The following is a 23,034-nucleotide window of genomic DNA, read 5'->3' as shown; positions in this document are numbered from 1 at the left end:
CCTCCCGCGCCGAAAATCGGGGCGGGAGGGGCTTTCAACGCAGCTGAAATCTTCCGGTGTTGGCACTCAAGGCATGGCTGCCCTGACTCAAGGTGTCCGCCGCCAGATTCACGGCCCGCGCGCCTTCGAGCAGGCGAACCGCTGCCTGATCCACCTGCTGGATATTGCCGCTGACCTCATCGGCGGTGCTGGCCTGTTCTTCGACTGCCGTGGCGATCTGGGCGAGGGTGTCGGTGACGCTCTGCACGGCGCTGGCGATTTCTCCCAGTCGTTCGCCTAGCCCGGTAACGGCTTCGGCATCCGATTGCGCCTGGCCGCACGCTGCCTCCATCAGGCTCACGGCTTCGTTGACCGTATTGCGCAGGCTGTCGACCGTACCGGCGATCTGCGCCGTAGACGATTGCGTACGTTGCGACAGGCTGCGCACTTCGTCGGCCACCACGGCAAAGCCGCGACCTTGTTCCCCAGCCCGCGCGGCCTCGATGGCGGCATTGAGCGCCAACAGGTTGGTCTGCTCGGCGACGCCGCGAATGGTGTCGACCACCAATTGAATCTGCTGCCCTTGCTCGCTGACCCGGCCGAGCGCGGCTGCGGTTTCGTTCAGACGCTGATTGAGCTGTTGAATGCTCGCTGTGGTGCGTTGACTGTCACGGCTACTGTCGGCAGCGATGCGCCGGGTGTGCTGGGCGCTGCCCGAAGCCTGTTCGCAACTCTGCGCGACACCTTGAGAGGTGGCCGCCAATTGTGTGGCTGCTGCAGCGATCTGGCTGATCTGTAATTGCTGCGCTTCGACTTCGCTGAGGGCGCCGCTGGAGTGATCGTTGAGACTGCGCACGGCGTTGCTCAGTTGTGAAGTCTCGTGATCGACACCTAGCAGGCTGGTGCGCAACTGCACCACGGCCACGTTGAGCGCGGTGCTGATCGAGGCCAGTTCATCACGGCCCACGACCGGCACTTGCAGGCTCAGATTGCCGTCACGCAGGGCTTCGGCGAGCAGCGTGATGCCGCTGGCGCTGCGGCGGATCGAGGCTTGCAGACAGACGAACAGATACAGCGCCGCCAGCAACAGGAAACCGAAGACCGCCGCGACAATGATGAACTGACGAATCGCCGATCCGTGGTAGTCATCCAGCCGCTGATCCAGCGACACCAGCGATTGCTGGCGCAGCGTGGCGAGGTTACCGAGCAGGGCATCGAGAGTGCGTTCGAATTCTTCAGGCTTGAGATTGATGCTGCCGCCGAACACGCCGTCATCCAGCACTTTCAGACCGGCATCCAGCTGCTTGAGGCTGTCGTGATACTGCCCGGCCCAGCCTTGCAGGGCTGGCGGCAGACGCGCCTCGAGCAGGCCTGCGGTTTTCACCAGCTGCTCGCGGGCATCGCCGATGCGGCTACGCAGGTCGCGCAGTTGCAGACGGCTTTGCAGGGTGAACTGGCCGGACACCACAGACGCCTGGCCGACAGCTGCCAGTCGGCCGACACGCTCGATCAGGTCTGGCGCGTGCTGGGTGGAAATCTGCGTCAGCAGATAGGTTTCCAGCCACGGCGCGAGGATCAGGCGATTGTCCATTGCGATCTGCTCGCGCAAGGCTTGCAGGGCGCTGAGGGCATTGGTGAACCGGTCGTAACCGTCCGGCCACCAACCGACACCGGAAAGGCTTTTCGAATCCAGGCCATCGAGCGCGGCTTGCAGGGCCTGATAGCGAGCCAGGGTTTCGCCTTCCGCGCCTTCGGCTTGCAGGGCATTGCCCAAGTCCAGCGTCGCTTGGGCGACAGCGGGTTGTACGCCATCGAACGCAGCCATCGCGGCAAGGGTCGCGGGCGTCGGCTGGCGGTTGGTTTCCGTGGCGCGCCAGCGGGCGGCGCGGTCGCGTTGGGCGGCTAGCAGGTTGTCGAGTGCGTCGAGGGCAAGCAACTGCCGCACACCGGCACGTTCGCCGGCGATCAGGTTGAGTTTGTCGCGATAGTCCTGGCCGATCATCAACAGGCTGCCGGCCAATGGCAGGATAAACAGCAGAAACAACAACTGGAATTTACGCGCGAAGCCAAACCGCCCCAGCAACCTGATCCCCGGTGATAAAAAAGCCTGCATGCCCCATGACTCCTCTGGACACCACGCACCATCGGCGTGCATCGCGGTCGTTGCGACCGGGATTGGTGCCCTGCTAAAAGGCCTCGAAAGTTCACTCTTGCCCGCTCTGTAGGCCGGCTCTGTAGCGAAACTTCCCATTCTCGATGCCCTTTGTAAGGGCGCCGCGTTCAAGCGGATAAGCAAGGCAAGATTCAGACCATGGCGTTGCGCTATCACCTATGGCGCGACGACTGAATAGTTCGTTAGCTGGCTAAGGGGATGGCGCTGACGCACCGAAAAATGGCACATTGACGCACCTGCCCGCGTGCACCCATCTGCAGTCCGGAAACTTCATGGCTATCAGCAACGTTCAGACCGCCGCTGCCTCGGCGTCCGCTCCTCCCCAGAGCAGTCCACTGGTGATGCGCATCATCGGCGCGGTCGCGCTGGCGCATTTGATCAACGATCTGATCCAGTCAGTGCTGCCGTCGATCTATCCGATGCTCAAGGCCAACTATGGCCTGAGTTTTACCCAGGTCGGCCTGATTACCCTGACCTTCCAACTGACCGCTTCGCTATTGCAGCCGTGGGTCGGTTATCACACCGACCGGCATCCGAAACCGTGGCTGTTGCCGGCGGGTTCCGTGTGCACGCTGATCGGCATTGTGATGATGTCGATGGTTGGCAGTTTCCCTCTCATCTTGCTGGCGGCGGCGCTGATCGGCATCGGCTCTTCTACCTTTCACCCCGAAGCTTCTCGTATCGCGCGGCTCGCGTCGGGTGGACGTTTCGGTCTGGCGCAATCGACGTTCCAGGTCGGTGGTAACGCCGGTTCGGCATTCGGCCCGTTGCTGGCGGCGGCGATCATCATTCCTTTCGGTCAAGGCAACGTGGCGTGGTTCGGCCTGTTCGCTGTGTTTGCGCTGTTTGTGCTCTATCGCATCAGCCGCTGGTACGCCCATCACCTGAACCTGTTCAAGCTCAAGTCCGGCCAGGCCGCCACTCATGGACTGTCGAAGGGCAGGGTGATCAGCGCGTTGGTGGTGCTCGGGTTGCTGGTGTTCTCCAAGTATTTCTACATGGCCAGCCTGACCAGCTACTTCACGTTCTACCTGATCGAGAAGTTCGACCTGTCGGTGGCCAGTTCCCAGCTGCATCTGTTCCTGTTCCTCGGCGCGGTGGCGGCGGGCACATTCTTCGGCGGGCCGATTGGCGACAAGATCGGGCGTAAGGCAGTGATCTGGTTCTCGATCCTTGGCGTGGCGCCGTTCACGCTGCTGATGCCGCATGTCGACCTGTTCTGGACCAGCGTCCTGAGCGTGGTGATCGGCTTCATCCTCGCTTCGGCGTTCTCGGCGATCGTGGTGTACGCGCAGGAACTGGTGCCGGGCAATGTCGGAATGATTGCCGGGGTGTTCTTCGGTCTGATGTTCGGTTTTGGCGGGATTGGCGCGGCGTTACTCGGGCATCTCGCGGATATCCACGGCATCGAATACGTGTACTTCCTGTGCTCGTTCCTGCCGCTGTTCGGAGTGCTGGCGATCTTCCTGCCAAAAACCAAAAAAGCCTGACGGGCGGAATTTCAGACATAAAAAAGCCGCGTATCGAACGCGGCTTTTTCTTGGGTGCAGCTTTTACACGTTGAAGCGGAAGTGCATCACGTCGCCGTCTTTGACGATGTAGTCCTTGCCTTCCAGACGCCATTTACCGGCTTCCTTGGTACCGGCTTCGCCCTTGTACTGGATGAAGTCGTTGTAGGCGATCACTTCGGCGCGGATGAAGCCTTTTTCGAAGTCGGTGTGGATCACGCCAGCGGCTTGCGGTGCGGTGGCACCGACGCGGACAGTCCAGGCGCGGACTTCTTCGACACCGGCGGTGAAGTAGGTCTGCAGGTGCAGCATTTCGTATCCGGCGCGGATCACGCGGTTCAGGCCAGGCTCTTCCAGGCCCAGGGCCTCGAGGAACATGTCTTTCTCTTCACCGTCGTCCAGCTCGGCGATTTCCGCTTCGATCTTGTTGCAGACCGGAACGACCATGGCGCCTTCTTCTTCGGCGATGGCCTTGACCACGTCCAGGTGCGGGTTGTTCTCGAAACCGTCTTCAGCGACGTTGGCGATGTACATGACCGGCTTGGTGGTCAGCAGGTGAAAGCCCTTGATGATCGCTTTTTCGTCGGCGCTCATGTTTTTCATCAGGCTGCGTGCAGGCTTGCCTTCGCTGAAGTGCGGGATCAACTGCTCCAGCAGGGCCTTCTGGGCCACTGCGTCCTTGTCACCGCCCTTGGCGTTGCGCGCGACTTTCTGCAGTTGCTTCTCGCAGCTGTCGAGGTCGGCGAAGATCAGTTCCAGGTCGATGATTTCGATGTCGCGCTTCGGGTCGACACTGTTGGAAACGTGGATCACGTTTTCGTCTTCGAAGCAGCGTACAACGTGAGCGATCGCGTCGGTTTCGCGGATGTTGGCCAGGAACTTGTTGCCCAGACCTTCACCTTTCGAAGCGCCGGCAACCAGACCCGCGATGTCGACGAATTCCATGGTGGTCGGCAGGATGCGCTTCGGATTGACGATGGCCGCCAGAGCGTCCAGACGCGGATCCGGCATCGGCACGATGCCGCTGTTCGGCTCGATGGTGCAGAAGGGGAAGTTCTCGGCCGCGATCCCGGATTTGGTCAGGGCGTTGAACAGGGTGGACTTGCCGACGTTAGGCAGGCCGACGATGCCGCAATTGAATCCCATGGTGTTTCCCCTCGGATTAGAGTCAGGCCTTCTGGCTGTGCAGGTTTTTCATCGCGCGGTTCCATTCACCGGCGAGGATATCCGGCAGCACGCCGAGGGCAAAGTCGATGCTGGCATCGAGTTTTTCCTGTTCGGCGCGTGGCGCACGACCCAGGACGAAATTTGAAACCATACTGGCGACGCCCGGGTGGCCGATGCCAAGCCGCAGGCGGTGGAACGTATTCTGATTGCCCAATTGCGCAATGATGTCGCGCAACCCGTTGTGACCGCCATGGCCGCCGCCAACCTTGAGTTTGGCGACGCCCGGAGGCAGATCGAGTTCGTCGTGCGCCACCAGGATTTCTTCAGGCTTGATGCGGAAGAAACCGGCGAGTGCCGCCACGGCCTGGCCGCTGCGGTTCATGTAGGTGGTGGGAATCAGCAGACGAACATCCTGACCCTGATGCGAAAAGCGCCCGGTCAGGCCGAAATACTTGCGATCGGCCACGAGATTCACATTTTGTGCGTGGGCGATGCGCTCAACAAAAAGGGCCCCTGCGTTATGCCGGGTCTGTTCGTATTCAGCGCCTGGATTTCCCAGGCCAACGATCAGTTTGATGGCAGTCACGATAGGGGCCCTTCCTTTGAGTGGTGGATAACATCGCCGCGATCAGGGAAGGCGGCGAAAGTGGACGAAAAATGCTCATTTACCATGGATGTAAACTCCGCGTTCCCGCCCGCTTTCTCGCTACGTTCCAGTCCGCGATATTACCTGCTCACTCAGGCATGACAGAGTGAATTACTCTGCTGCGCCTTCTTCGGTAGCTTCTGGAGCAACACGTGGAGCGTGGACGTTGGCAACAGCCTTGTCATCGCCGTGTGCCAGAGCAACGAACTCGACACCTTTAGGAGCTTTGAGGTCCGACAGGTGAACGATGGTGCCGATTTCAGCGTTAGCCAGGTCGACTTCGATGAACTCAGGCAGATCTTTCGGCAGGCAGGAAACTTCGATCTCGGCAACAACGTGCGAGATTTCGCCGCCTTTCTTCACTGGAGCAGCTTCGTTGATGAAGTGCACAGGAACGATAGCGGTCAGTTTCTGGCCAGCTACAACGCGTACGAAGTCAGCGTGCATCACGTGGCCTTTGGCCGGGTGACGCTGCAGAGCCTTGATGATCACGTTTTGCTTGGTGCCACCAACGTTCAGTTCGATAACGTGGCTGTAGGCAGCTTCGTTTTCGAGCAGTTTGGCAACTTCTTTGGCCAGCATGCTGATGGATTCAGGGGCTTTGTCGCCACCGTAAACAACAGCTGGAACCAGGGCGGCGAGACGACGCAGGCGGCGGCTCGCACCTTTCCCCAGGTCGGAACGCGCTTCAGCATTCAGAGTAAAATCGTTCATTTTGTATCTCCAAAATAGCCATGACCGAGTGGCGTTTGCGACCAGCGCCGAACACGGTATGGGCAAAAAAGCCCCGCCCCGGCAGGAATGCCGGGGCGGGGCGCTTTTCGTCAACGAGACATTTCGAGAAGGGCAGGGCCCTTAACGGAACATCGCGCTGATCGATTCTTCATTGCTGATGCGGCGAACCGCTTCGGCAACAACCGGTGCGATATCCAGTTGACGGATACGTGCACAGGCTTGTGCTGCAGCGGACAGCGGGATGGTGTTAGTGACCACCAGCTCGTCCAGCACGGAATTTTCGATATTCTCGATGGCCCGACCCGACAGCACAGGGTGTGTGCAGTAGGCAAAGACCTTGGCTGCGCCATGCTCTTTCAGGGCCTTGGCCGCGTGGCACAGAGTGCCGGCGGTATCGACCATGTCATCGACCAGAATGCAGGTACGCCCTTCGACATCACCGATGATATGCATCACTTCAGAGTGATTGGCTTTCTCACGGCGTTTGTCGATGATCCCGAGATCCACGCCCAGAGACTTGGCAACGGCACGTGCACGCACGACGCCACCAATGTCCGGGGACACGATCATCAGGTTCTCGAAGCGCTGATCTTCGATGTCATCCACCAGAACCGGGGAGCCGTAGATGTTATCTACCGGAATATCGAAGAAACCCTGAATCTGGTCAGCATGCAGATCAACCGTGAGAACACGGTCGATGCCGACTACGGTGAGCATGTCAGCAACGACTTTCGCGCTGATAGCCACACGTGCGGAACGCGGACGGCGATCCTGACGGGCATAACCAAAATAAGGAATAACAGCAGTGATACGAGTAGCCGAGGAGCGGCGGAAGGCATCAGCCATCACTACCAGTTCCATCAGGTTATCGTTGGTCGGAGCGCAAGTCGGCTGAATAATGAAGACGTCTTTACCACGAACGTTTTCATTGATCTCGGCTGTAATTTCGCCGTCGGAGAATTTACCGACAGAGATGTCACCGAGAGGGATATGCAGCTGACGTACGACACGCCGAGCCAGATCGGGGTTAGCGTTCCCCGTAAAGACCATCATCTTGGACACGCGCAGTACCTGAAGGCTGAGGGTATACCTGGATGAGTATAGGAAAATGGCAGGGGCGGCTGGATTCGAACCAACGCATGGCAGGATCAAAACCTGCTGCCTTACCGCTTGGCGACGCCCCTGTATCTGTTGCTTGCAAGTGCCGGGCACTTGGTTCCTTTAGAGCAGACTTTGCAGCTTGCGATGCAACATCGAAACGTTGCTTCCTTTCGCTACAAACCCTGTAAGGGTCTCTGTCAGAAGGGCCGAGACTTTATCAGCTTCAGCTTTGCTTGGGAAGCCCCCAAACACACAACTTCCAGTTCCGGTGAGTTTTGCTTCGGTAAAATTACCTAACAAATTCAATGCGTTACGTACTTCTGGATAACGCCTCGAGACCACCGGCAAGCAGTCATTTCGACTGTTTCCCTCGGGAACGGGGCGCACTTTAATGGGCGGCGTGTTACGTGTCAACAATGGATCTGAAAAAATTTCTGCCGTACTAACAGAGACTTGCGGAACGAGCACGACATACCACGGTTCGGCGGGGTCGACCGGGGTCAGTTTCTCACCGACACCTTCGGCGAAAGCCGCATGGCCACGCACGAACACCGGCACGTCGGCGCCCAGTGTCAGGCCCAGTGCAGCCAGGCGATCTTCATCCCAACCCAGTTGCCACAAATGATTGAGGCCGAGCAGGGTGGTGGCCGCGTTCGAACTGCCGCCACCGATGCCGCCGCCCATCGGCAGGATCTTGTCGATCCAGATGTCGATGCCGAGCGAGCAGCCGGATTGCTCCTGAAGTTTTTTCGCCGCGCGCACGATCAGGTTGCTGTCGTGGGGCACGCCGTCGAATTCGGTGTGCAGGCGAATCACGCCATCGTCTCGCACGGCGAAAGTGATTTCGTCGCCGTAGTCGAGGAACTGAAAAAGCGTCTGCAACTCGTGATAACCGTCTTCACGACGACCGAGAATGTGCAGCATCAAATTGAGTTTGGCCGGAGAAGGCAATGTCAGGCGTGGAGCGGTCATGCGTTATTGCCCCAATTTGCGCGGTTGCCAGGTCTTGATGACCAGCGTCACGTCCAGATCGGTGCCATGCAACTTGATCCGCTCGGGCAGCCAGTAACCGTTCTGTTCGGCATAGCTGAGGTATTCGACCTGCCAGCCATCCTGATCCAGATTGGCCAGACGGCTGTTGCCGTCCAGGGTCAAACGGCTTTTGCTGTCCGGTGCCGGAAGGCCGCGAACCCACCAGGCCAGATGCGAGACCGGCAGTTTCCAGCCCAGTTGTTCTTCGACCAGCGCTTCCGGAGTCGGTGCTTCATAGCGGCCCTGATTCGCCACTTCCAGCGACACCGCACCCGGGCGGCCGGTCAAGCGCGCCGCGCCACGACCCAGCGGGCCGGACAGACGGATGTCGTAGTAATCCTGACGTTGCAGCCAGAACAGCGTGCCGCTGCCCGAATCTTTCGGGGCGCGGATGCCGATCTTGCCGTCGATCTGCCAGCCATCGAGGCCGGTCAATTGCTGTTTGTGCTCGCGCCATTGGCCCGGATTGCCGTGGCCTTCGACCGATTCACGGGCACCGAAACCCGCGCAACCGGCGAGCAGGGCGATAAAGCTGAAAACTATGACGTGGCGCAAAAACATGAGTTAAAGAGTCTCGGATCCGGTCAGGCGCTTGATGGTGCTGCGCAGGATGGTGCTGTCAGGCTGGTCCTTGAGGAACTTGCCCCAGATTTGTTTCGCTTCGCGCTGCTTGCCCTTGGCCCACAGCACTTCGCCCAGATGCGCGGCGACTTCGTGATCGGGGAAGCGCTCAAGGGCCTGACGCAGGTATTTCTCGGCGTCTTCCAGATTGCCCATGCGGAAGTTCACCCAGCCAAGGCTGTCGAGAACCGCCGGGTCTTCCGGGTTGATCTGGTGCGCCTGCTCGATAAGCGCCTTGGCTTCAGCGTAGCGGGTGGTGCGGTCGGACAGGGTGTAGCCGAGGGCGTTGAGGGCCATGGCGTTGTCCGGATCGCGCTTGATGATCAGGCGCAGGTCTTTTTCCATCTGCGCCAGATCATTGCGTTTTTCCGCCTGCATCGCGCGGGTGTAAAGCAGATTCAGATCGTCCGGGTACTGCTGCAACGCTTGTTGCAAGACTTTCCAGGCCTTGTCGCCCTGATTGTTGGCGGACAGGGTTTCGGCTTCGATCAGGTACAGCTGGATCGCGTAATCCGGTTGTTCGTCACGCTCGGCGGCCAGTTTGCTCTGGGCTTCGGCGGTCTTGCCGTTGTTCATCAGAATATCGGCCTGACGCAGTTGCGCCGGCAGATAGTCGTTGCCGGGGCCGACCTGGGCGTACTCGATGAGCGCGCCTTGCGGGTCGTTGCGTTCTTCGGCGATGCGGCCCAGGTTCAGGTGCGCCGAGTCGACATGGCTTTCCCGGGCGATCAGGTCTTCCAGATAACCCTTGGCCTCGTCCCAGGCCTTGGCTTCCAGGCAGACCAGCGCCAGCGAGTAACGCAGCTCGTCGTCTTCCGGGTATTGCTGAACCAGGGTGGAGAACTCGACCTTGGCGTCGTCCATCCGGTCCTGTTCCACCAGCATCCGCGCGTAAGTCAGGCGCAGGCGCTTGTCGTCCGGATACTTCTTGATGCTCTTTTGCAGCAGCGGCAGCGCTTCGTCGCCGCGGTTGAGCCCTTGCAGCAGGCGTGCGCGCAGCAGGATCGGGGCGATCTCGCCGTCTTCCGGCGGATTGTCTTCGAGCAGGGTCAGCGCACCTTGGGTGTCGCCGTCCTGCTGCATCAGCAGGGCCTTGCCGAAAATCAGCTGATTGTTGTTCGGGTGACGCTGCAACAGGCGGTCGAAACTTTTCATCAGGCCGTTGCGGGTTTCCTGATCGGTGTCGGCGGCCGACAGCGCGAGGAAGTCGAAATGGGTGTCGCCCTTGCCCTGCAGGACTTTCTCCATATAGACCATCGAGTCGTCATAACGCCCGGCGCGAGCCAGCTGCACGGCAGCGGCGCGTTGCGCTTCGAGGTCGTCCGGGGCGTTTTTCGCCCAGATCAGCGCGGTATCCAGCGCTGGCTGGTCGGCGCCCAGGTACTCGGCGATGCGGAACGCACGCTCGGAGACGCCTGGATCCTGGGTGTTGATGGCCTGGGTCACGTAGTTGTCCAGGGCAATGTCGAAACGATTGCGCTGGCCAGCGAGTTCGGCACTCAGCAGGCTGAACACTGTTTCCTGGCTGAACGAGCTGTAAACCTTGGGCTTTTCAGGAGCCGGCGTGGTGTCTTCGACCGGTGAGGCACCGTCCTGCGAAACGGGGGCCAAGGCCTGGCAGCCGCTGAGGAAGACAAAAGCGAGGAGCAACGCGGAAGATCTATTCATATAGGAAGAGGACGACTAACCTGCGGTCGGATCATCATGACACAAGCCTTCGGCCAAACATAACCGAGTCTCGATTGTGGCCATTATAGGGGCCGACAATTGGGACAATAGTCAGCGGTAGTTGTTCTGAATCTGACGAAGTAGGACAATTGCCGGCTTCACGTCACCATCAGCGACCTTGAATGGCCTTCCTTGCACTCGGTATCAACCACAAGACTGCTTCAGTAGACGTCCGCGAGCGCGTGGCCTTTACCCCTGAGCAGCTGGTGGAGGCCTTGCAGCAGCTCTGCCGACTCACCGACAGCCGCGAAGCTGCGATCCTCTCCACCTGCAATCGCAGTGAGCTGTATATAGAACAGGATCAGCTTTCGGCCGATATCGTGCTGCGCTGGCTGGCCGACTATCACCATTTAAGCCTCGATGAGCTGCGCGCGAGTGCTTATGTGCATGAAGATGATGCGGCAGTTCGTCACATGATGCGTGTCGCCTCCGGGCTCGACTCGCTGGTGCTGGGCGAACCGCAGATTCTCGGCCAGATGAAATCGGCCTACGCCGTGGCCCGCGAGGCCGGCACCATCGGGCCGCTGCTCGGACGACTCTTCCAGGCGACCTTCAACGCCGCCAAGCAAGTGCGCACCGACACCGCCATCGGCGAAAACCCGGTGTCCGTGGCGTTTGCCGCCGTCAGCCTGGCCAAACAGATTTTCAGCGACCTGCAACGCAGCCAGGCCTTGCTGATCGGCGCCGGCGAGACCATCACACTGGTCGCCCGCCATCTGCATGAACTGGGGGTCAAGCGCATCGTGGTCGCCAACCGGACCCTGGAGCGTGCCAGCCTGCTGGCCGAGCAGTTCGGTGCCCATGCGGTGTTGCTCTCGGACATCCCGGCCGAACTGGTGCGCAGCGATATCGTCATCAGTTCTACCGCCAGTCAGTTGCCGATCCTCGGTAAAGGCGCGGTGGAAAGCGCGCTGAAACTGCGCAAGCACAAGCCGATCTTCATGGTCGACATCGCCGTCCCCCGTGATATCGAGCCAGAAGTCGGCGAACTCGACGACGTTTATCTCTATAGCGTCGACGATCTGCACGAAGTGGTCGCCGAAAACCTCAAGAGCCGTCAGGGCGCAGCGCAAGCGGCCGAAGAGATGGTTTCGGTCGGCGCCGACGATTTCATGGTGCGCCTGCGCGAGCTGGCGGCGGTCGATGTGCTCAAGGCCTATCGTCAACAGAGCGAACGCCTGCGCGACGAAGAACTGCAAAAGGCCCTGCGCCTGCTGGCCAACGGCGGTAACGCCGAAGACGTGCTCGGGCAACTGGCCCGTGGCCTGACCAACAAACTCCTGCACGCCCCGAGCGTGCAGTTGAAAAAGCTTTCTGCCGAAGGCCGCCTCGATGCGCTGGCCATGGCTCAGGAACTCTTTGCCCTCGAGGGCTCACCGGATAGCTTTTCGGATAAAAAACCGCAATGAAAGCGTCACTGCTCAATAAGCTGGATATTCTCCAGGACCGTTTCGAGGAACTGACCGCTCTGCTCGGCGACGGCGAAGTCATTTCCGACCAGACCAAATTCCGCGCCTATTCCAAGGAATACGCCGAACTTGAGCCGGTGGTACAAGGCTATAAAAAACTGCTCGGTGTACAAAGCGATCTTGAAGGCGCACAGGCGCTGCTCAAGGACAGCGACCCGGACATGCGTGAAATGGCCGTGGAAGAAGTCCGCGAAGCCAAGGAATTGCTGGTCACGCTGGAATCCGACCTGCAACGCATGCTGCTGCCCAAGGATCCAAACGACGGGCGCAACGTCTTTCTCGAAATCCGCGCCGGCACCGGTGGCGACGAGGCGGCGATCTTCTCCGGCGACCTGTTCCGCATGTACTCGCGTTACGCCGAACGGCGTGGCTGGCGCGTGGAGATCCTTTCGGAAAACGAAGGCGAACACGGTGGCTATAAAGAAGTCATCGCCCGCATCGAAGGCGACAACGTTTACGGCAAACTGAAATTCGAATCCGGCGCGCACCGCGTACAGCGTGTACCCGCCACCGAGTCCCAGGGCCGTATCCACACCTCGGCCTGCACCGTGGCGGTATTGCCCGAGCCGGACGAGCGTGAAGCCATCGAGATCAACCCGGCGGATTTGCGCGTCGACACTTACCGCTCCTCCGGGGCCGGTGGTCAGCACGTCAACACCACCGATTCGGCGATCCGTATTACGCACATACCGACCGGCACCGTTGTCGAGTGCCAGGAAGAACGTTCCCAGCACAAGAACCGTGCCCGGGCGATGGCCTGGCTGTCGGCCAAGCTCAACGACCAGCAGACGGCTGCGGCGGCCAATGCCATCGCCAGCGAACGTAAATTGCTGGTGGGTTCCGGTGACCGCTCCGAGCGTATCCGCACCTACAACTTTGCCCAGGGCCGGGTCACCGACCACCGCGTCAACCTGACCCTGTATTCCCTCGACGAAATCCTCGCCGGTGGCGTCGAAGCGGTGATCGAGCCGTTGCTGGCCGAATACCAGGCCGACCAGCTCGCAGCGATAGGTGAGTAAATGACCATCATCGCCAGCCTGTTGCGTGCCGCCGAACTGCCGGATTCGCCTACCGCGCGTCTGGACGCCGAATTGCTTCTGGCCGCCGCGCTGGGCAAGTCGCGCAGTTTTCTCCACACCTGGCCCGAGCGCATTGTGCCCAGCGAAGCCGCTCTGGTGTTCGCCGAGTACCTGCAACGTCGGCGCAGCGGCGAGCCGGTCGCCTACATTCTGGGCCAGCAGGGTTTCTGGAAACTGGATCTGGAAGTCGCGCCGCACACGCTGATCCCGCGCCCGGACACCGAACTGCTGGTGGAAGCCGCACTGGAATTGCTGCCGGCGACCCCGGCCAAAGTTCTCGACCTCGGCACCGGCAGCGGGGCGATTGCCCTGGCCCTGGCCAGCGAGCGCCCGGCGTGGCAGGTCACCGCCGTGGATCGCGTGCTGGAAGCCGTGGCCCTGGCCGAGCGCAATCGCCAACGCCTGCATCTGAACAACGCGACGGTGCTGAGCAGCCACTGGTTCAGCGCCCTCGAAGGCAAGCGTTTCGAGTTGATCATCAGTAACCCGCCGTACATCCGCGCCGCCGATCCGCATCTGGTGGAAGGCGATGTGCGTTTTGAGCCGGAAAGCGCCTTGGTGGCCGGCATCGACGGGCTCGACGACCTGCGTCTGATCATCGCCCAGGCGCCGGCCCATCTGGAGGCCGGTGGCTGGCTTATGCTCGAACACGGCTATGATCAAGCCGAAGCCGTGCGCGATCTGCTGCTGACGCAAGGTTTCGAAGAAGTCCACAGCCGTACCGATCTGGGCGGCCATCAACGGATCAGCCTGGGGCGCCTGCCGTGCTGAATGATCAGGAATTGTTGCGCTACAGTCGGCAGATCCTGCTGCAACACATCGACATCGATGGCCAGTTGAAGCTCAAGGACAGTCGGGTATTGATCGTCGGTCTCGGCGGTCTCGGTGCGCCGGTGGCCTTGTATCTGGCGGCGGCGGGTGTCGGTGAATTGCACCTGGCGGATTTCGACACGGTCGACCTGACCAACCTGCAACGCCAGATCATCCACGACACCGACAGCGTCGGCATGACCAAGGTCGACTCGGCACTCAAGCGCCTGAGCGCAATCAACCCTGAAATCAGACTGGTGCCCCATCGTCAGGCGCTGGACGAGGATTCCCTCGCCGCCGCCGTGGCGGCGGTGGATCTGGTGCTCGACTGTTCGGACAATTTCTCCACCCGCGAAGCGGTCAACGCTGCGTGCGTGGCGGCGCGCAAGCCCTTGGTCAGCGGCGCCGCGATTCGCCTCGAAGGACAACTCTCGGTGTTCGACCCACGTCGCGCCGAGAGCCCGTGCTACCACTGCCTGTACGGTCACGGCAGCGAAGCCGAACTGACTTGCAGCGAAGCCGGCGTGGTCGGGCCGCTGGTCGGTCTGGTCGGCAGCCTGCAAGCGCTGGAAGCCTTGAAGTTGCTGGCGGGTTTTGGCGAGCCACTGGTGGGCCGCCTGCTGTTGATCGATGCGTTGGGCTCGCGTTTCCGTGAACTGCGGGTCAAGCGCGATCCCGGTTGCAGCGTCTGTGGTTCGCAGCATGCGTGAAGCGCCGATTGCCGTATTCGATTCCGGCGTCGGCGGTCTGTCGGTGCTGGCGGAAATCCAGCAACTGCTACCGAATGAATCGCTGCTGTACCTCGGCGACTGCGGCCATATTCCTTATGGCGAGAAAACCCCGGATTTCATCCGCCAGCGTTGCAGCGTGATGGCCGGTTTTTTCCGGGAGCAGGGCGCCAAGGCACTGGTGATCGCGTGCAACACCGCAACCGTGGCCGGTGTCGCCGATCTGCGCCGGGACTTTCCCGAGTGGCCGATCGTCGGCATGGAGCCGGCGGTCAAACCGGCCGCCGCCGCCACTCGCAGCGGGGTGGTGGGGGTACTCGCCACCACCGGCACCTTGCAGAGTGCGAAGTTTGCAGCGCTGCTCGATCGTTTTGCCACCGATGTGCGGGTCATCACTCAACCGTGCCCCGGACTGGTCGAGCTGATTGAAAGCGGCGATCTGCACAGTCCCCAGTTGCGTGCCTTGCTCAAACACTACGTCGATCCGCTTTTGGCCAACGGTTGCGACACGATCATTCTCGGCTGCACCCACTATCCGTTTCTCAAGCCGATGCTCAAGTCGATGATCCCCGAGAGCATCAGCCTGATCGATACGGGCGCGGCGGTAGCACGGCAACTGCAACGGTTGCTGGCCGAGCGTGATCTGCTCGCCGAAGGGCCGAACCGCCCGGTCAGATTCTGGACCAGCGCCGATCCCGAGTCTTTGCGCCACACGCTGGTCCTGCTGGGACAAGTCGCCGGCGACGTCGAAAAATTCACCTTGTAAAAAAAATGTGAAATATCTAAAAAGTCAGCTGAACTTCTGACCAAGCGCAGATTTCTATAGCGCAGAGTGACCTAAAAAACCAAACGATCGTTCCGGAAAAGGAAGTTTCAACGTGAAGCGACTATTCTGCTTGGCCGCGATTGCGGCTGCACTGATGGGGCAAAGTTTTACCGCACAAGCTGCTGGCGTCGAGTTTGCAGTGGGTGCCACCAGCGATTCGACGATGACTTATCGCCTGGGCATGAATTTCGATTGGGACAAGAGCTGGCTGCAAAGTGACGTCGGTCGTCTGACCGGTTACTGGAGCGGCGCCTATACCTATTGGGAAGGCGACAAAACGTCGAGCAACAATAGCCTGTCGTTCTCGCCGGTGTTTGTTTACGAGTTCGCCGGTCAGTCGGTCAAACCGTATGTCGAGGCGGGGATCGGGGTGGCGCTGTTCTCCAACACCGAGTACGAAGACAACAAGCTCGGCGGTTCCTTCCAGTTCGAAGACCGCCTTGGTTTCGGCCTGCGCTTCAATGGCGGGCACGAAGTCGGGATCCGTGCGACGCACTATTCCAACGCCGGTCTGAGCAGCGACAACGATGGGGTGGAAAGCTACGCATTGCATTACACGATGCCGCTGTAATCCCCCAGAAGAAGTCAGACCCATAAAAAAGGAGCGCCAAGCGCTCCTTTTTTTGTGTTCAGCGATACGCCGTGGCAATCCCCTGGCGTTCATCGATGCATTCCGGCGCACCCATTTCGAACTCGCGGCAGATCAGCGGGCGCTTCTCGTAGATCGTGCACATCATCGTGTCGCGATCCAGCGCCGCACACCAGCCATCGTCCAGACGCAGCATCACCTCACCACCCCAATCGTCGGTATCGATAAAACGCTCGGGTACGCCGGTGTCGGTGATCAGCATCACTTCGAGCTGACAGCAGCAGGCTGCACAGGTCGAACACGTGACCACGGGTTCGGCGATTTGCCGATGGGGAATGGTTTTCATGGCGCCAGTGTACGGCAGTGACTGATGACCGTGTGAAAGGCCTGACAGGCGTTTAGCGCGCCAGCCGCCGGGACAATTGGTGCAGCAGCGGAAACAGCAACGCCCACAGCAGCGCGATGCCGATCAGGGTAGACAATTCACCGAAAGGAAACTGCACACCGGCCAGTCGTCCGCCGGCGCCATAGGACAGCGCGCCACCCGCCGCGCCAAGCAGACTGGCCAGCCACCACGGCCGTGCGCTCCATTGCAGGCAATGACGCAACGTCGTGGCGAACAACGCCCACAACAACATCAGCCACAGTGGAATCAGCGGCGACAGATCCTTGAACTCGAAAACCCCGAGGCCGCGCAACACACTGTCCACCGCTGTGCCGATGATCACCACACTGAGGATCAACCGGCCTTCCTGCGCCCAACTGCTGACCCAGCGCAGATGAACCACCAGCACCGCCAGCGCCAGCAGCAACCACAAACTGTTACCGCCGAGTACGCAGGCCAGCCAGCCGATCTGGAACAGCACCGCGTTGGCCAACCGCTCAAGCATCGAACCGGCCCAGCAAAGGCGCGGTCATCGCCGCCGGTTTGGCCAGCAACAGTTGCGCGGTGCCGATGGTGCGTTCGAGGAAGCCGCCCTCGCAATAACACAGGTAGAACTCCCACAGTCTGAGAAAGTAATCGTCGTAGCCCAATTCGGTCAGACGCCCCTGAGCATGCCGAAAGTTCTCGTGCCACAGACGCAGGGTGCGAGCGTAGTGCAGGCCGAAATCTTCCATGTGCAACAGATTCATGTCGGTGTCGCGGCTGACGATCTCGAGCATTTTCTGCACGCAGGGCAGAGCGCCGCCTGGGAAAATGTAACGCTGGATGAAGTCGACCCCACGACGCGCCTGCTCGTAGCGCTGCTCGCGGATGGTGATCGCTTGCAGCAGCATCAGGCCGTTGCTCTTGAGCAAGTGCGCGCACTGTTTGAAGTAGGTCGGCAGGAAGCGGTGGCCGACCGCTTCGATCATCTCGATCGACACCAGTTTGTCGTACTGGCCGGTGAGGTCGCGGTAGTCCTTGAGCAGCAGCGTCACCTGATCTTGCAAACCGAGGCGTTCGATGCGGGCGGCGGTGAAAGCGAACTGTTCCTTCGACAGCGTGGTGGTGGTGACTTTGCAGCCGTAATGCTGCGCCGCGTAGAGCGCCATGCTGCCCCAGCCGGTGCCGATTTCCAGCAGATGATCGCCGGGCTTGAGCGCGAGCTTCTGGCAGATCCGCTCCAGTTTGTTCAGTTGCGCCTGCTCCAGGCTGTCGTCGGGGCGGAGAAACTGCGCGGCCGAGTACATCATGGTCGGGTCGAGAAACTGTTCGAACAGGTCATTGCCGAGATCGTAATGAGCGGCGATGTTTTTCTGCGAGCCCTTGCGCGTATTGCGGTTTAGCCAGTGCAGCCCGCGCACCAGCGGGCGACCGAGGCGGGCCAGGCCACCTTCCATTGCGTCGAGCACTTCAAGGTTGCTGACGAAGATCCGCACCACCGCCGTCAGATCCGGCGAGCGCCAGTAACCATGAATAAAAGCCTCACCGGCACCGATCGAACCATTGCCGGCGACCAGGCCCCAAGCGGCCGGATCCATGACCTGAATCTCGCCAGCCAGCGCACTGCCCGGCGTGCCGAAGACGTGGCGTTCGCCGTCCTCGATGACGATCAGTTGGCCATGTTTGAGCTGCTCCAGCTGGCGCAGTACTCCCCGGCGCAGCAGCGAACCGCTCAGGCCATGGGGGCTGAGCAGGCTGGCTTTGGCCGAGACGCTAGTGGATTTCATGGTGACGTTCCTCGGGAGGTGCGGTGGCGGTTCGAAAACGGTCGTCGGCGCGCTGGTGGGCAAACACCGGCGTGCGCTTGAGCAACAGGCGCAGCGCCTGCCAATAGATCGCCAGCGCGGTCTTCGCGGTCATCCAGGGAAAACGCCACAGGTGTCGATGCAAGTGGCGCCGATCAAGGGGTTCGCGTCGCAGGTCGAGGGTGGCGTCGAACAGTTTTTGCTCGCCTTGCCAGTCGGCCATATGCACGCCAAGGGTCTGCGCGGCGGGGCTGAAACTCATGCGGTACTCCAGATCCGGCGGCAGGAACGGCGACACATGAAACGCCTTGGCCACGGCAAAGTGCTGGTGAAAGTCCTGCAGGTTGGTCGGCGCTCTGGCCGGCAGCACGTAGTGATAACGCTCGCGCCACGGGGTGTTGCTGACTTCGCAGAGAATCGCTGCCAGTTGACCGTCGGCCTCGTGGCAATAGAAAAAACTCACCGGGTTGAACGACAGGCCCCAGCTGCGCGGCTGGGTCAGCAGGCAGATCGAACCTTGCGGCGTATGGCCCAGGGCTTCGCCCACCCGTTGCCGCACCGCATCGCTCAGGCTTACGCCTGCGCCAGTGAAGGTTTTCAGGTAGTCGGTTTCGCGAAATGAAAACGGCGCAAAGCGGCTGGAGCCCGCCAGTCGGGACAGGTTCAGCACCGCCTCCTGTTCAGCCAGATCGAGGTACAGCATGCCGATCCGGTAACGGAATTCATGACGACGCGGAGCAAATCGCCGATGGGCGATCCAGCCGCTGTAGAGCGCGCTGTTCACAGGCTTTCTCCAAAGGATGCGGCCACGCGCAAAGCGCTGACCACGCCATCCTCATGAAAACCGTTGGCCCAATAGGCGCCGCAATAATGCGTGTGCTGCGCGCCGTCGATTTCGGCCCATCGCTGCTGCGCCGCTACCGCCGCGAGGCTGAATTGCGGGTGGGCGTAGGTGAAGCGCGCGAGCACTTTCGACGGGCTGATGCCGGCGCTCTGGTTGAGGCTGACGCAGAACGTGGTATCGCTCTGGATGCCTTGCAGAATGTTCATGTCGTAGGTCACGGCGGCCCGGGTATGGCCCGCACCGCCGAGGCGATAGTTCCAACTGGCCCAGGCCCGTTTGCGTGTGGGCAGCAGACGGGTGTCGGTGTGCAACACCACTTCGTTGTCGGCGTAGGGCAGGGCACCGAGGATTTCCCGTTCTTTATCGTCAGGATTTCCCAGCAGTCGCAACGCCTGGTCGCTGTGGCAGGCCAGCACCACTTTGTCGAAACGTTCGATGCCGGCAGGGCTGTGGATAACCACGCCGTGCGCATCGCGATCGATCCGGCCCACCGGGCAGTTCAGGCGGATGCGCTCCTTGAACGCCTCGGTCAGCGGTGTGATATAGGCACTGGAGCCGCCCTCGATCACCTGCCACTGCGGCCGATTGCTGATCGACAGCAACCCGTGATTCTCGAAAAAGCGCACGAAGAACTGCAACGGAAAATTGAGCATTTCGGCCATCGGCATCGACCAGATCGCCGCGCCCATCGGCACGATGTAATGCAGGATGAATCGCTCGCCGTAACCGCCGGCCTTGAAGTAATCGTCGAGGGTGGTGTCGGCGGTAATTCGCTGTTCGGCGAGGTCGCGCCGAGCCTCTTTGTTGAACCGCAGGATGTCGCGCAACATGCCCCAGAATCCGGGGGACAACAGATTGCTGCGCTGGGCGAACAGGCTGTTCAGATTATTGCCGTTGTATTCGAGTCCCGTGTCCGGATCGTTGACTGAAAAACTCATTTCGGTGGGCTTGAAGGCCACGCCCAACTGGCCGAGCAAACGAATGAAGTTGGGATACGTCCAGTCGTTGAACACGATGAACCCGGTGTCCACCGCGTAGTCGCGCCCGTCCACAGTCACCGGCACCGTGTGCGTATGACCGCCGACCCGGGCGTCGGCTTCGAACAGCGTGATTTCATGTCGGCGAGCGAGCAGATACGCGCAGGTCAAACCGGCGATGCCGCTGCCGACGATGGCGATTTTCATGTTGCGTCCCTGAGCGGCGGGCTGCTGCGCACCATGCGTTTGCCGATCGCCAGTTGTACGCGCGCGGGCATTTTCGACAAGGGCCACAGGGCTGCCATGAACAGCGCCGGGAAAGCGATCTCCAGCGGGCGATCCTTCAGTTTGGCGAAGATATGCCGCGCGGCTTTGTCCACAGGCCAACTGAGCGGCATCGGAAAATCATTCTTGGCGGTCAGCGGTGTGTCGACGAAACCGGGGCTGATCACCGTGACTTCAATGCCTTCGTCGGCGAGGTCGATGCGCAGTGATTCGAACAGATAACGCAGCCCGGCCTTCGATGCGCCATAGGCTTCGGCGCGGGGCAGCGGCACATAGGTCACTGAGCTGGCCATGCCCACCAGATGCGGCGCCGTGCCTTTGCGCAACAAGGGCAGGGCGGCTTCGATGCAATAGCTGCTGGCGAGCAGGTTGGTGCGCACCACGTGTTCGACGATCGAGGCGTCGAACTGACGGGCATCGACGTATTCGCAGGTGCCCGCGTTGAGAATCACCGAATCCAGCGAGCCCCAGTCGTGCGCGATCTGTTCGCCAATTTCGCGCACAGTCTGGCTGTTGGTCAGATCGCCGGGCACCACCAGCACCTGTCCCGGATAACGTTGCGACAGAACCTTGAGCGGTGCGACCTGGCGCGAACTGACCGCCAGATGTGCACCGGTCTTGAGGATTTCTTCTGCCAATGCGGCGCCGATCCCACTGCTGGCACCGGTCAACCAATAACGCCGTGGAGCTGTACGACTCATCCCAATCTCCTTTTCAGCCAGGCGATCACTCGGCCCAATACGGGTAAATGTTCATAAAGCAGCGCTCCGGCATCGAAGTAATCCCGGTGGCGGTAAACCTTGTCGCTCCAGAGCAGGTGTGAACAGCCGGCGACGCGGATCGGTTGCCCGCCGCTCAGACGCGGGTGGCGATAGCTCATGACCCAACGCAAATAGCCTTCGCCGTCGCCGATCTGGTCGAAGCCGTGGAAATCAAAGCGCAGTTCGTTGACGTTGGCGTACAACTCGCTGAAATAGCCGCGCAAGTTCGTCAGCCCCTGCACTTCGTGTAGTGGATCGGTGAAATGAATGTCCTCGCTGTACAGTTCGTCCAGATTCCGCAAGTTGTCTTTGTTCAACTGTGCGAACCGCTGGGCGAAACCGCGCAGAAATTCACTCATCGCTCACTCCTTGAGACGCGCGTGACGGCAGGTTCTTGAACGCTGTCAGCGCCCGTTCCCGCGATGCGCTCAGATTGACGATCGGCGCCGGATAGTCCGCCACCCCGAACAGCCCGCCGGCACTGGCCGGGTTGTGGACTTCTTTCTTGTTCAGCCCGGCCAGCTCCGGCAGCCAGTGCTTGATGAACAGGCCTTCGCTGTCGAATTTTTCCGACTGGCTGACCGGGTTGAAGATGCGGAAGTACGGCGCCGAATCGGTGCCGGTCGAGGAACTCCACTGCCAGCCGCCGTTGTTGGCGGCCAGGTCGCCGTCGATCAGGTGGCGCATGAAAAAGCGTTCTCCTTCGCGCCAGTCGATCAGCAGGTTTTTGGTCAGAAACATCGCCACCACCATCCGCAGGCGGTTGTGCATCCAGCCGGTTTCCAGCAGTTGGCGCATGGCAGCGTCGATGATCGGCAAGCCGGTGCGGGCCTCTTGCCAGGCGGCCAGGTCCTCGGGGGCGTCGCGCCAGGCCAGGGCTTCAGTTTCCGGGCGGAATGCGCGATGCCGTGAAACCCGTGGATAGCCGACAAGAATGTGTTTGTAGAACTCGCGCCACAGCAGTTCGTTGATCCAGGTGACGGCCCCGACCTTGCCGCTTTCGAATTCGCCCTGATTGCTTTGCAGGGCGGCGTGCAGGCATTGGCGTGGCGAGATCACGCCGGCGGCCAGATAGGCCGAGAGTTGGCTGGTGCCGGGTTTGGCGGGGAAGTCGCGTTCGCTCTTGTAGTAATCGATCTGTGCATCGGCGAATGTGTCGAGGCGGCGTCGGGCCTCGGTTTCACCGGCGGGCCACAGGGCGCGCAGGGATTCGTCGGGTGTCGGGAATCCTTCGATGGCTTCTGGAACGGGGTCGCTGGCGATGTTCAGCACTGACTGTTTGCCCGGAGCCTGTTTCAGCGAAGGCATCGAGCGGTGCAGGCGTTCGTAGCAGACCTTGCGGAACTGGCTGAACACCTGAAAGTAAGTACCGGTTTTGGTCAGAACGCTGCCGGGTTTGAACAGCAATTGGTCGAGGTAGCTGTGCAAGGTTATGCCTTCGGCTTGCAACGCCTCGGCAGCGGCCGCATCGCGACGGCTTTCGTTGATACCGTATTCCTCGTTGACGTGCACCGCCTCGATCTTCAGCTGCCGGCACAGTTCGAGCAGCACGGCGGGTGCCTGATCCCAGTGAGGCGCAGTGCGGATCAGGAGCGGGATGTTCAGGTCGCCAAGGCTTTTGCTCAATTCACGCAGATTGCGCAGCCAGAAATCGATCTTGCACGGTGCGTCGTCATGTTCCTGCCATTGCTGCGGGCTCAACAAGTACACGGCCACGGTCGGGCCACGCTCGGCGGCGGCCGCGAGGGCGGTGTTGTCGTGTTGTCGCAGGTCGCTGCGCAGCCAGATCAATTGCATGTCGGTC

The 23,034-nt window shown here is 60.7% G+C and carries 23 protein-coding genes and 1 tRNA gene; 7 read left to right on the top strand and 17 right to left on the bottom strand.

Going from position 1 to position 23,034, the window contains the following annotated elements; genetic code table 11:
- Window positions 1–34: 34 nt before the first annotated feature.
- Entirely contained in the window at window positions 35–2,092 is a 2,058-nt protein-coding gene (locus tag QR290_RS24775; RefSeq protein WP_289203804.1) for a methyl-accepting chemotaxis protein, read from the bottom strand.
- Window positions 2,093–2,424: 332 nt separating this feature from the next.
- Here QR290_RS24775 and QR290_RS24770 point away from each other — a divergent pair, with 332 nt between their 5' ends.
- On the top strand, window positions 2,425–3,642 hold the full coding sequence (locus QR290_RS24770) for an MFS transporter (protein ID WP_289203803.1): 1,218 nt from the start codon (window positions 2,425–2,427) through the stop codon (window positions 3,640–3,642).
- Between the two features lie 63 nt (window positions 3,643–3,705).
- Here QR290_RS24770 and ychF read toward each other — a convergent pair whose 3' ends face one another.
- The 8 genes from ychF to QR290_RS24730 form a co-directional block, all read right to left on the bottom strand.
- The gene (gene ychF / locus QR290_RS24765) at window positions 3,706–4,806 is read right to left on the bottom strand and encodes a redox-regulated ATPase YchF (protein ID WP_007951727.1); all 1,101 of its coding nucleotides are present in this window, start codon (window positions 4,804–4,806) and stop codon (window positions 3,706–3,708) included.
- A 22-nt stretch (window positions 4,807–4,828) separates the two neighbouring features.
- The gene (gene pth / locus QR290_RS24760) at window positions 4,829–5,413 is read right to left on the bottom strand and encodes an aminoacyl-tRNA hydrolase (RefSeq protein WP_007951726.1); all 585 of its coding nucleotides are present in this window, start codon (window positions 5,411–5,413) and stop codon (window positions 4,829–4,831) included.
- Between the two features lie 171 nt (window positions 5,414–5,584).
- Complete coding sequence (locus QR290_RS24755; RefSeq protein WP_007951725.1) at window positions 5,585–6,187, bottom strand: 50S ribosomal protein L25/general stress protein Ctc; 603 nt, start codon at window positions 6,185–6,187, stop codon at window positions 5,585–5,587.
- A gap of 141 nt (window positions 6,188–6,328) precedes the next feature.
- Window positions 6,329–7,270 carry a ribose-phosphate pyrophosphokinase gene (locus QR290_RS24750; protein WP_003171603.1) on the bottom strand — a complete coding sequence of 314 codons (942 nt, stop codon included), beginning with the start codon at window positions 7,268–7,270 and terminating at the stop codon, window positions 6,329–6,331.
- Between the two features lie 47 nt (window positions 7,271–7,317).
- Window positions 7,318–7,392: transfer RNA gene (locus QR290_RS24745), tRNA-Gln, on the bottom strand.
- 37 nt (window positions 7,393–7,429) lie between these two features.
- Window positions 7,430–8,281 carry a 4-(cytidine 5'-diphospho)-2-C-methyl-D-erythritol kinase gene (ispE, locus tag QR290_RS24740; RefSeq protein ID WP_115079198.1) on the bottom strand — a complete coding sequence of 284 codons (852 nt, stop codon included), beginning with the start codon at window positions 8,279–8,281 and terminating at the stop codon, window positions 7,430–7,432.
- A 3-nt stretch (window positions 8,282–8,284) separates the two neighbouring features.
- Window positions 8,285–8,902: a lipoprotein insertase outer membrane protein LolB gene (gene lolB / locus QR290_RS24735; protein ID WP_039766346.1), complete on the bottom strand. Its 618-nt coding sequence runs from the start codon at window positions 8,900–8,902 to the stop codon at window positions 8,285–8,287.
- 3 nt (window positions 8,903–8,905) lie between these two features.
- The gene (locus QR290_RS24730) at window positions 8,906–10,630 is read right to left on the bottom strand and encodes a tetratricopeptide repeat protein (protein WP_007951720.1); all 1,725 of its coding nucleotides are present in this window, start codon (window positions 10,628–10,630) and stop codon (window positions 8,906–8,908) included.
- 182 nt (window positions 10,631–10,812) lie between these two features.
- On the opposite strand from QR290_RS24730, the gene hemA reads away from it, so the two are divergent.
- The 6 genes from hemA (at window position 10,813) to QR290_RS24700 (ending at window position 16,173) form a co-directional block, all read left to right on the top strand.
- Window positions 10,813–12,099 (top strand): glutamyl-tRNA reductase, encoded by a 1,287-nt coding sequence (hemA, locus tag QR290_RS24725; protein ID WP_007951716.1) that lies wholly within the window; start codon window positions 10,813–10,815, stop codon window positions 12,097–12,099.
- Window positions 12,096–13,178, top strand: a complete 1,083-nt coding sequence (prfA, locus tag QR290_RS24720; protein WP_115079196.1) for a peptide chain release factor 1 — start codon at window positions 12,096–12,098, stop codon at window positions 13,176–13,178. The genes hemA and prfA overlap by 4 nt, the downstream gene beginning before the upstream one ends.
- Complete coding sequence (gene prmC / locus QR290_RS24715; protein WP_108563240.1) at window positions 13,179–14,009, top strand: peptide chain release factor N(5)-glutamine methyltransferase; 831 nt, start codon at window positions 13,179–13,181, stop codon at window positions 14,007–14,009. It abuts the gene before it with no gap.
- Window positions 14,003–14,758 (top strand): molybdopterin-synthase adenylyltransferase MoeB, encoded by a 756-nt coding sequence (locus tag QR290_RS24710; protein WP_289203802.1) that lies wholly within the window; start codon window positions 14,003–14,005, stop codon window positions 14,756–14,758. Before prmC ends, QR290_RS24710 begins: the two co-directional genes overlap by 7 nt.
- Window positions 14,751–15,542 carry a glutamate racemase gene (gene murI / locus QR290_RS24705; protein ID WP_289203801.1) on the top strand — a complete coding sequence of 264 codons (792 nt, stop codon included), beginning with the start codon at window positions 14,751–14,753 and terminating at the stop codon, window positions 15,540–15,542. Before QR290_RS24710 ends, murI begins: the two co-directional genes overlap by 8 nt.
- A gap of 112 nt (window positions 15,543–15,654) precedes the next feature.
- Complete coding sequence (locus QR290_RS24700) at window positions 15,655–16,173, top strand: acyloxyacyl hydrolase (RefSeq protein ID WP_115079192.1); 519 nt, start codon at window positions 15,655–15,657, stop codon at window positions 16,171–16,173.
- 58 nt (window positions 16,174–16,231) lie between these two features.
- On the opposite strand, the gene QR290_RS24695 is transcribed toward QR290_RS24700, so the two are convergent.
- The 8 genes from QR290_RS24695 to phrB are packed head-to-tail and all read right to left on the bottom strand — an operon-like array spanning window position 16,232 to window position 23,027.
- The gene (locus QR290_RS24695; RefSeq protein ID WP_011335918.1) at window positions 16,232–16,537 is read right to left on the bottom strand and encodes a YkgJ family cysteine cluster protein; all 306 of its coding nucleotides are present in this window, start codon (window positions 16,535–16,537) and stop codon (window positions 16,232–16,234) included.
- Between the two features lie 52 nt (window positions 16,538–16,589).
- A complete protein-coding gene (locus tag QR290_RS24690) occupies window positions 16,590–17,081 on the bottom strand; it encodes a DUF2878 domain-containing protein (protein WP_289203800.1) in 492 nt (163 codons plus the stop codon).
- Window positions 17,074–18,345 (bottom strand): SAM-dependent methyltransferase, encoded by a 1,272-nt coding sequence (locus QR290_RS24685; RefSeq protein ID WP_289203799.1) that lies wholly within the window; start codon window positions 18,343–18,345, stop codon window positions 17,074–17,076. Before QR290_RS24685 ends, QR290_RS24690 begins: the two co-directional genes overlap by 8 nt.
- On the bottom strand, window positions 18,332–19,147 hold the full coding sequence (locus QR290_RS24680) for a DUF1365 domain-containing protein (RefSeq protein WP_289203798.1): 816 nt from the start codon (window positions 19,145–19,147) through the stop codon (window positions 18,332–18,334). Before QR290_RS24680 ends, QR290_RS24685 begins: the two co-directional genes overlap by 14 nt.
- Window positions 19,144–20,391, bottom strand: a complete 1,248-nt coding sequence (locus QR290_RS24675; protein ID WP_289203797.1) for an NAD(P)/FAD-dependent oxidoreductase — start codon at window positions 20,389–20,391, stop codon at window positions 19,144–19,146. The genes QR290_RS24680 and QR290_RS24675 overlap by 4 nt, the downstream gene beginning before the upstream one ends.
- Window positions 20,388–21,170, bottom strand: coding sequence for an SDR family NAD(P)-dependent oxidoreductase (locus QR290_RS24670; protein ID WP_289203796.1), 783 nt, complete (start codon window positions 21,168–21,170; stop codon window positions 20,388–20,390). Before QR290_RS24670 ends, QR290_RS24675 begins: the two co-directional genes overlap by 4 nt.
- Window positions 21,167–21,589 carry a nuclear transport factor 2 family protein gene (locus QR290_RS24665; protein ID WP_115079186.1) on the bottom strand — a complete coding sequence of 141 codons (423 nt, stop codon included), beginning with the start codon at window positions 21,587–21,589 and terminating at the stop codon, window positions 21,167–21,169. Before QR290_RS24665 ends, QR290_RS24670 begins: the two co-directional genes overlap by 4 nt.
- Complete coding sequence (phrB, locus tag QR290_RS24660) at window positions 21,582–23,027, bottom strand: deoxyribodipyrimidine photo-lyase (RefSeq protein WP_289203795.1); 1,446 nt, start codon at window positions 23,025–23,027, stop codon at window positions 21,582–21,584. The genes QR290_RS24665 and phrB overlap by 8 nt, the downstream gene beginning before the upstream one ends.
- Between the last annotated feature and the right edge of the window lie 7 nt (window positions 23,028–23,034).

This window comes from Pseudomonas fluorescens (assembly GCF_030344995.1).
GTDB classification, from domain to species: domain Bacteria; phylum Pseudomonadota; class Gammaproteobacteria; order Pseudomonadales; family Pseudomonadaceae; genus Aquipseudomonas; species Aquipseudomonas fluorescens_BF.
The sequence above is the reverse complement of the archived record's forward strand: the minus strand, read 5'-3'. Positions and strand labels throughout refer to the sequence as shown.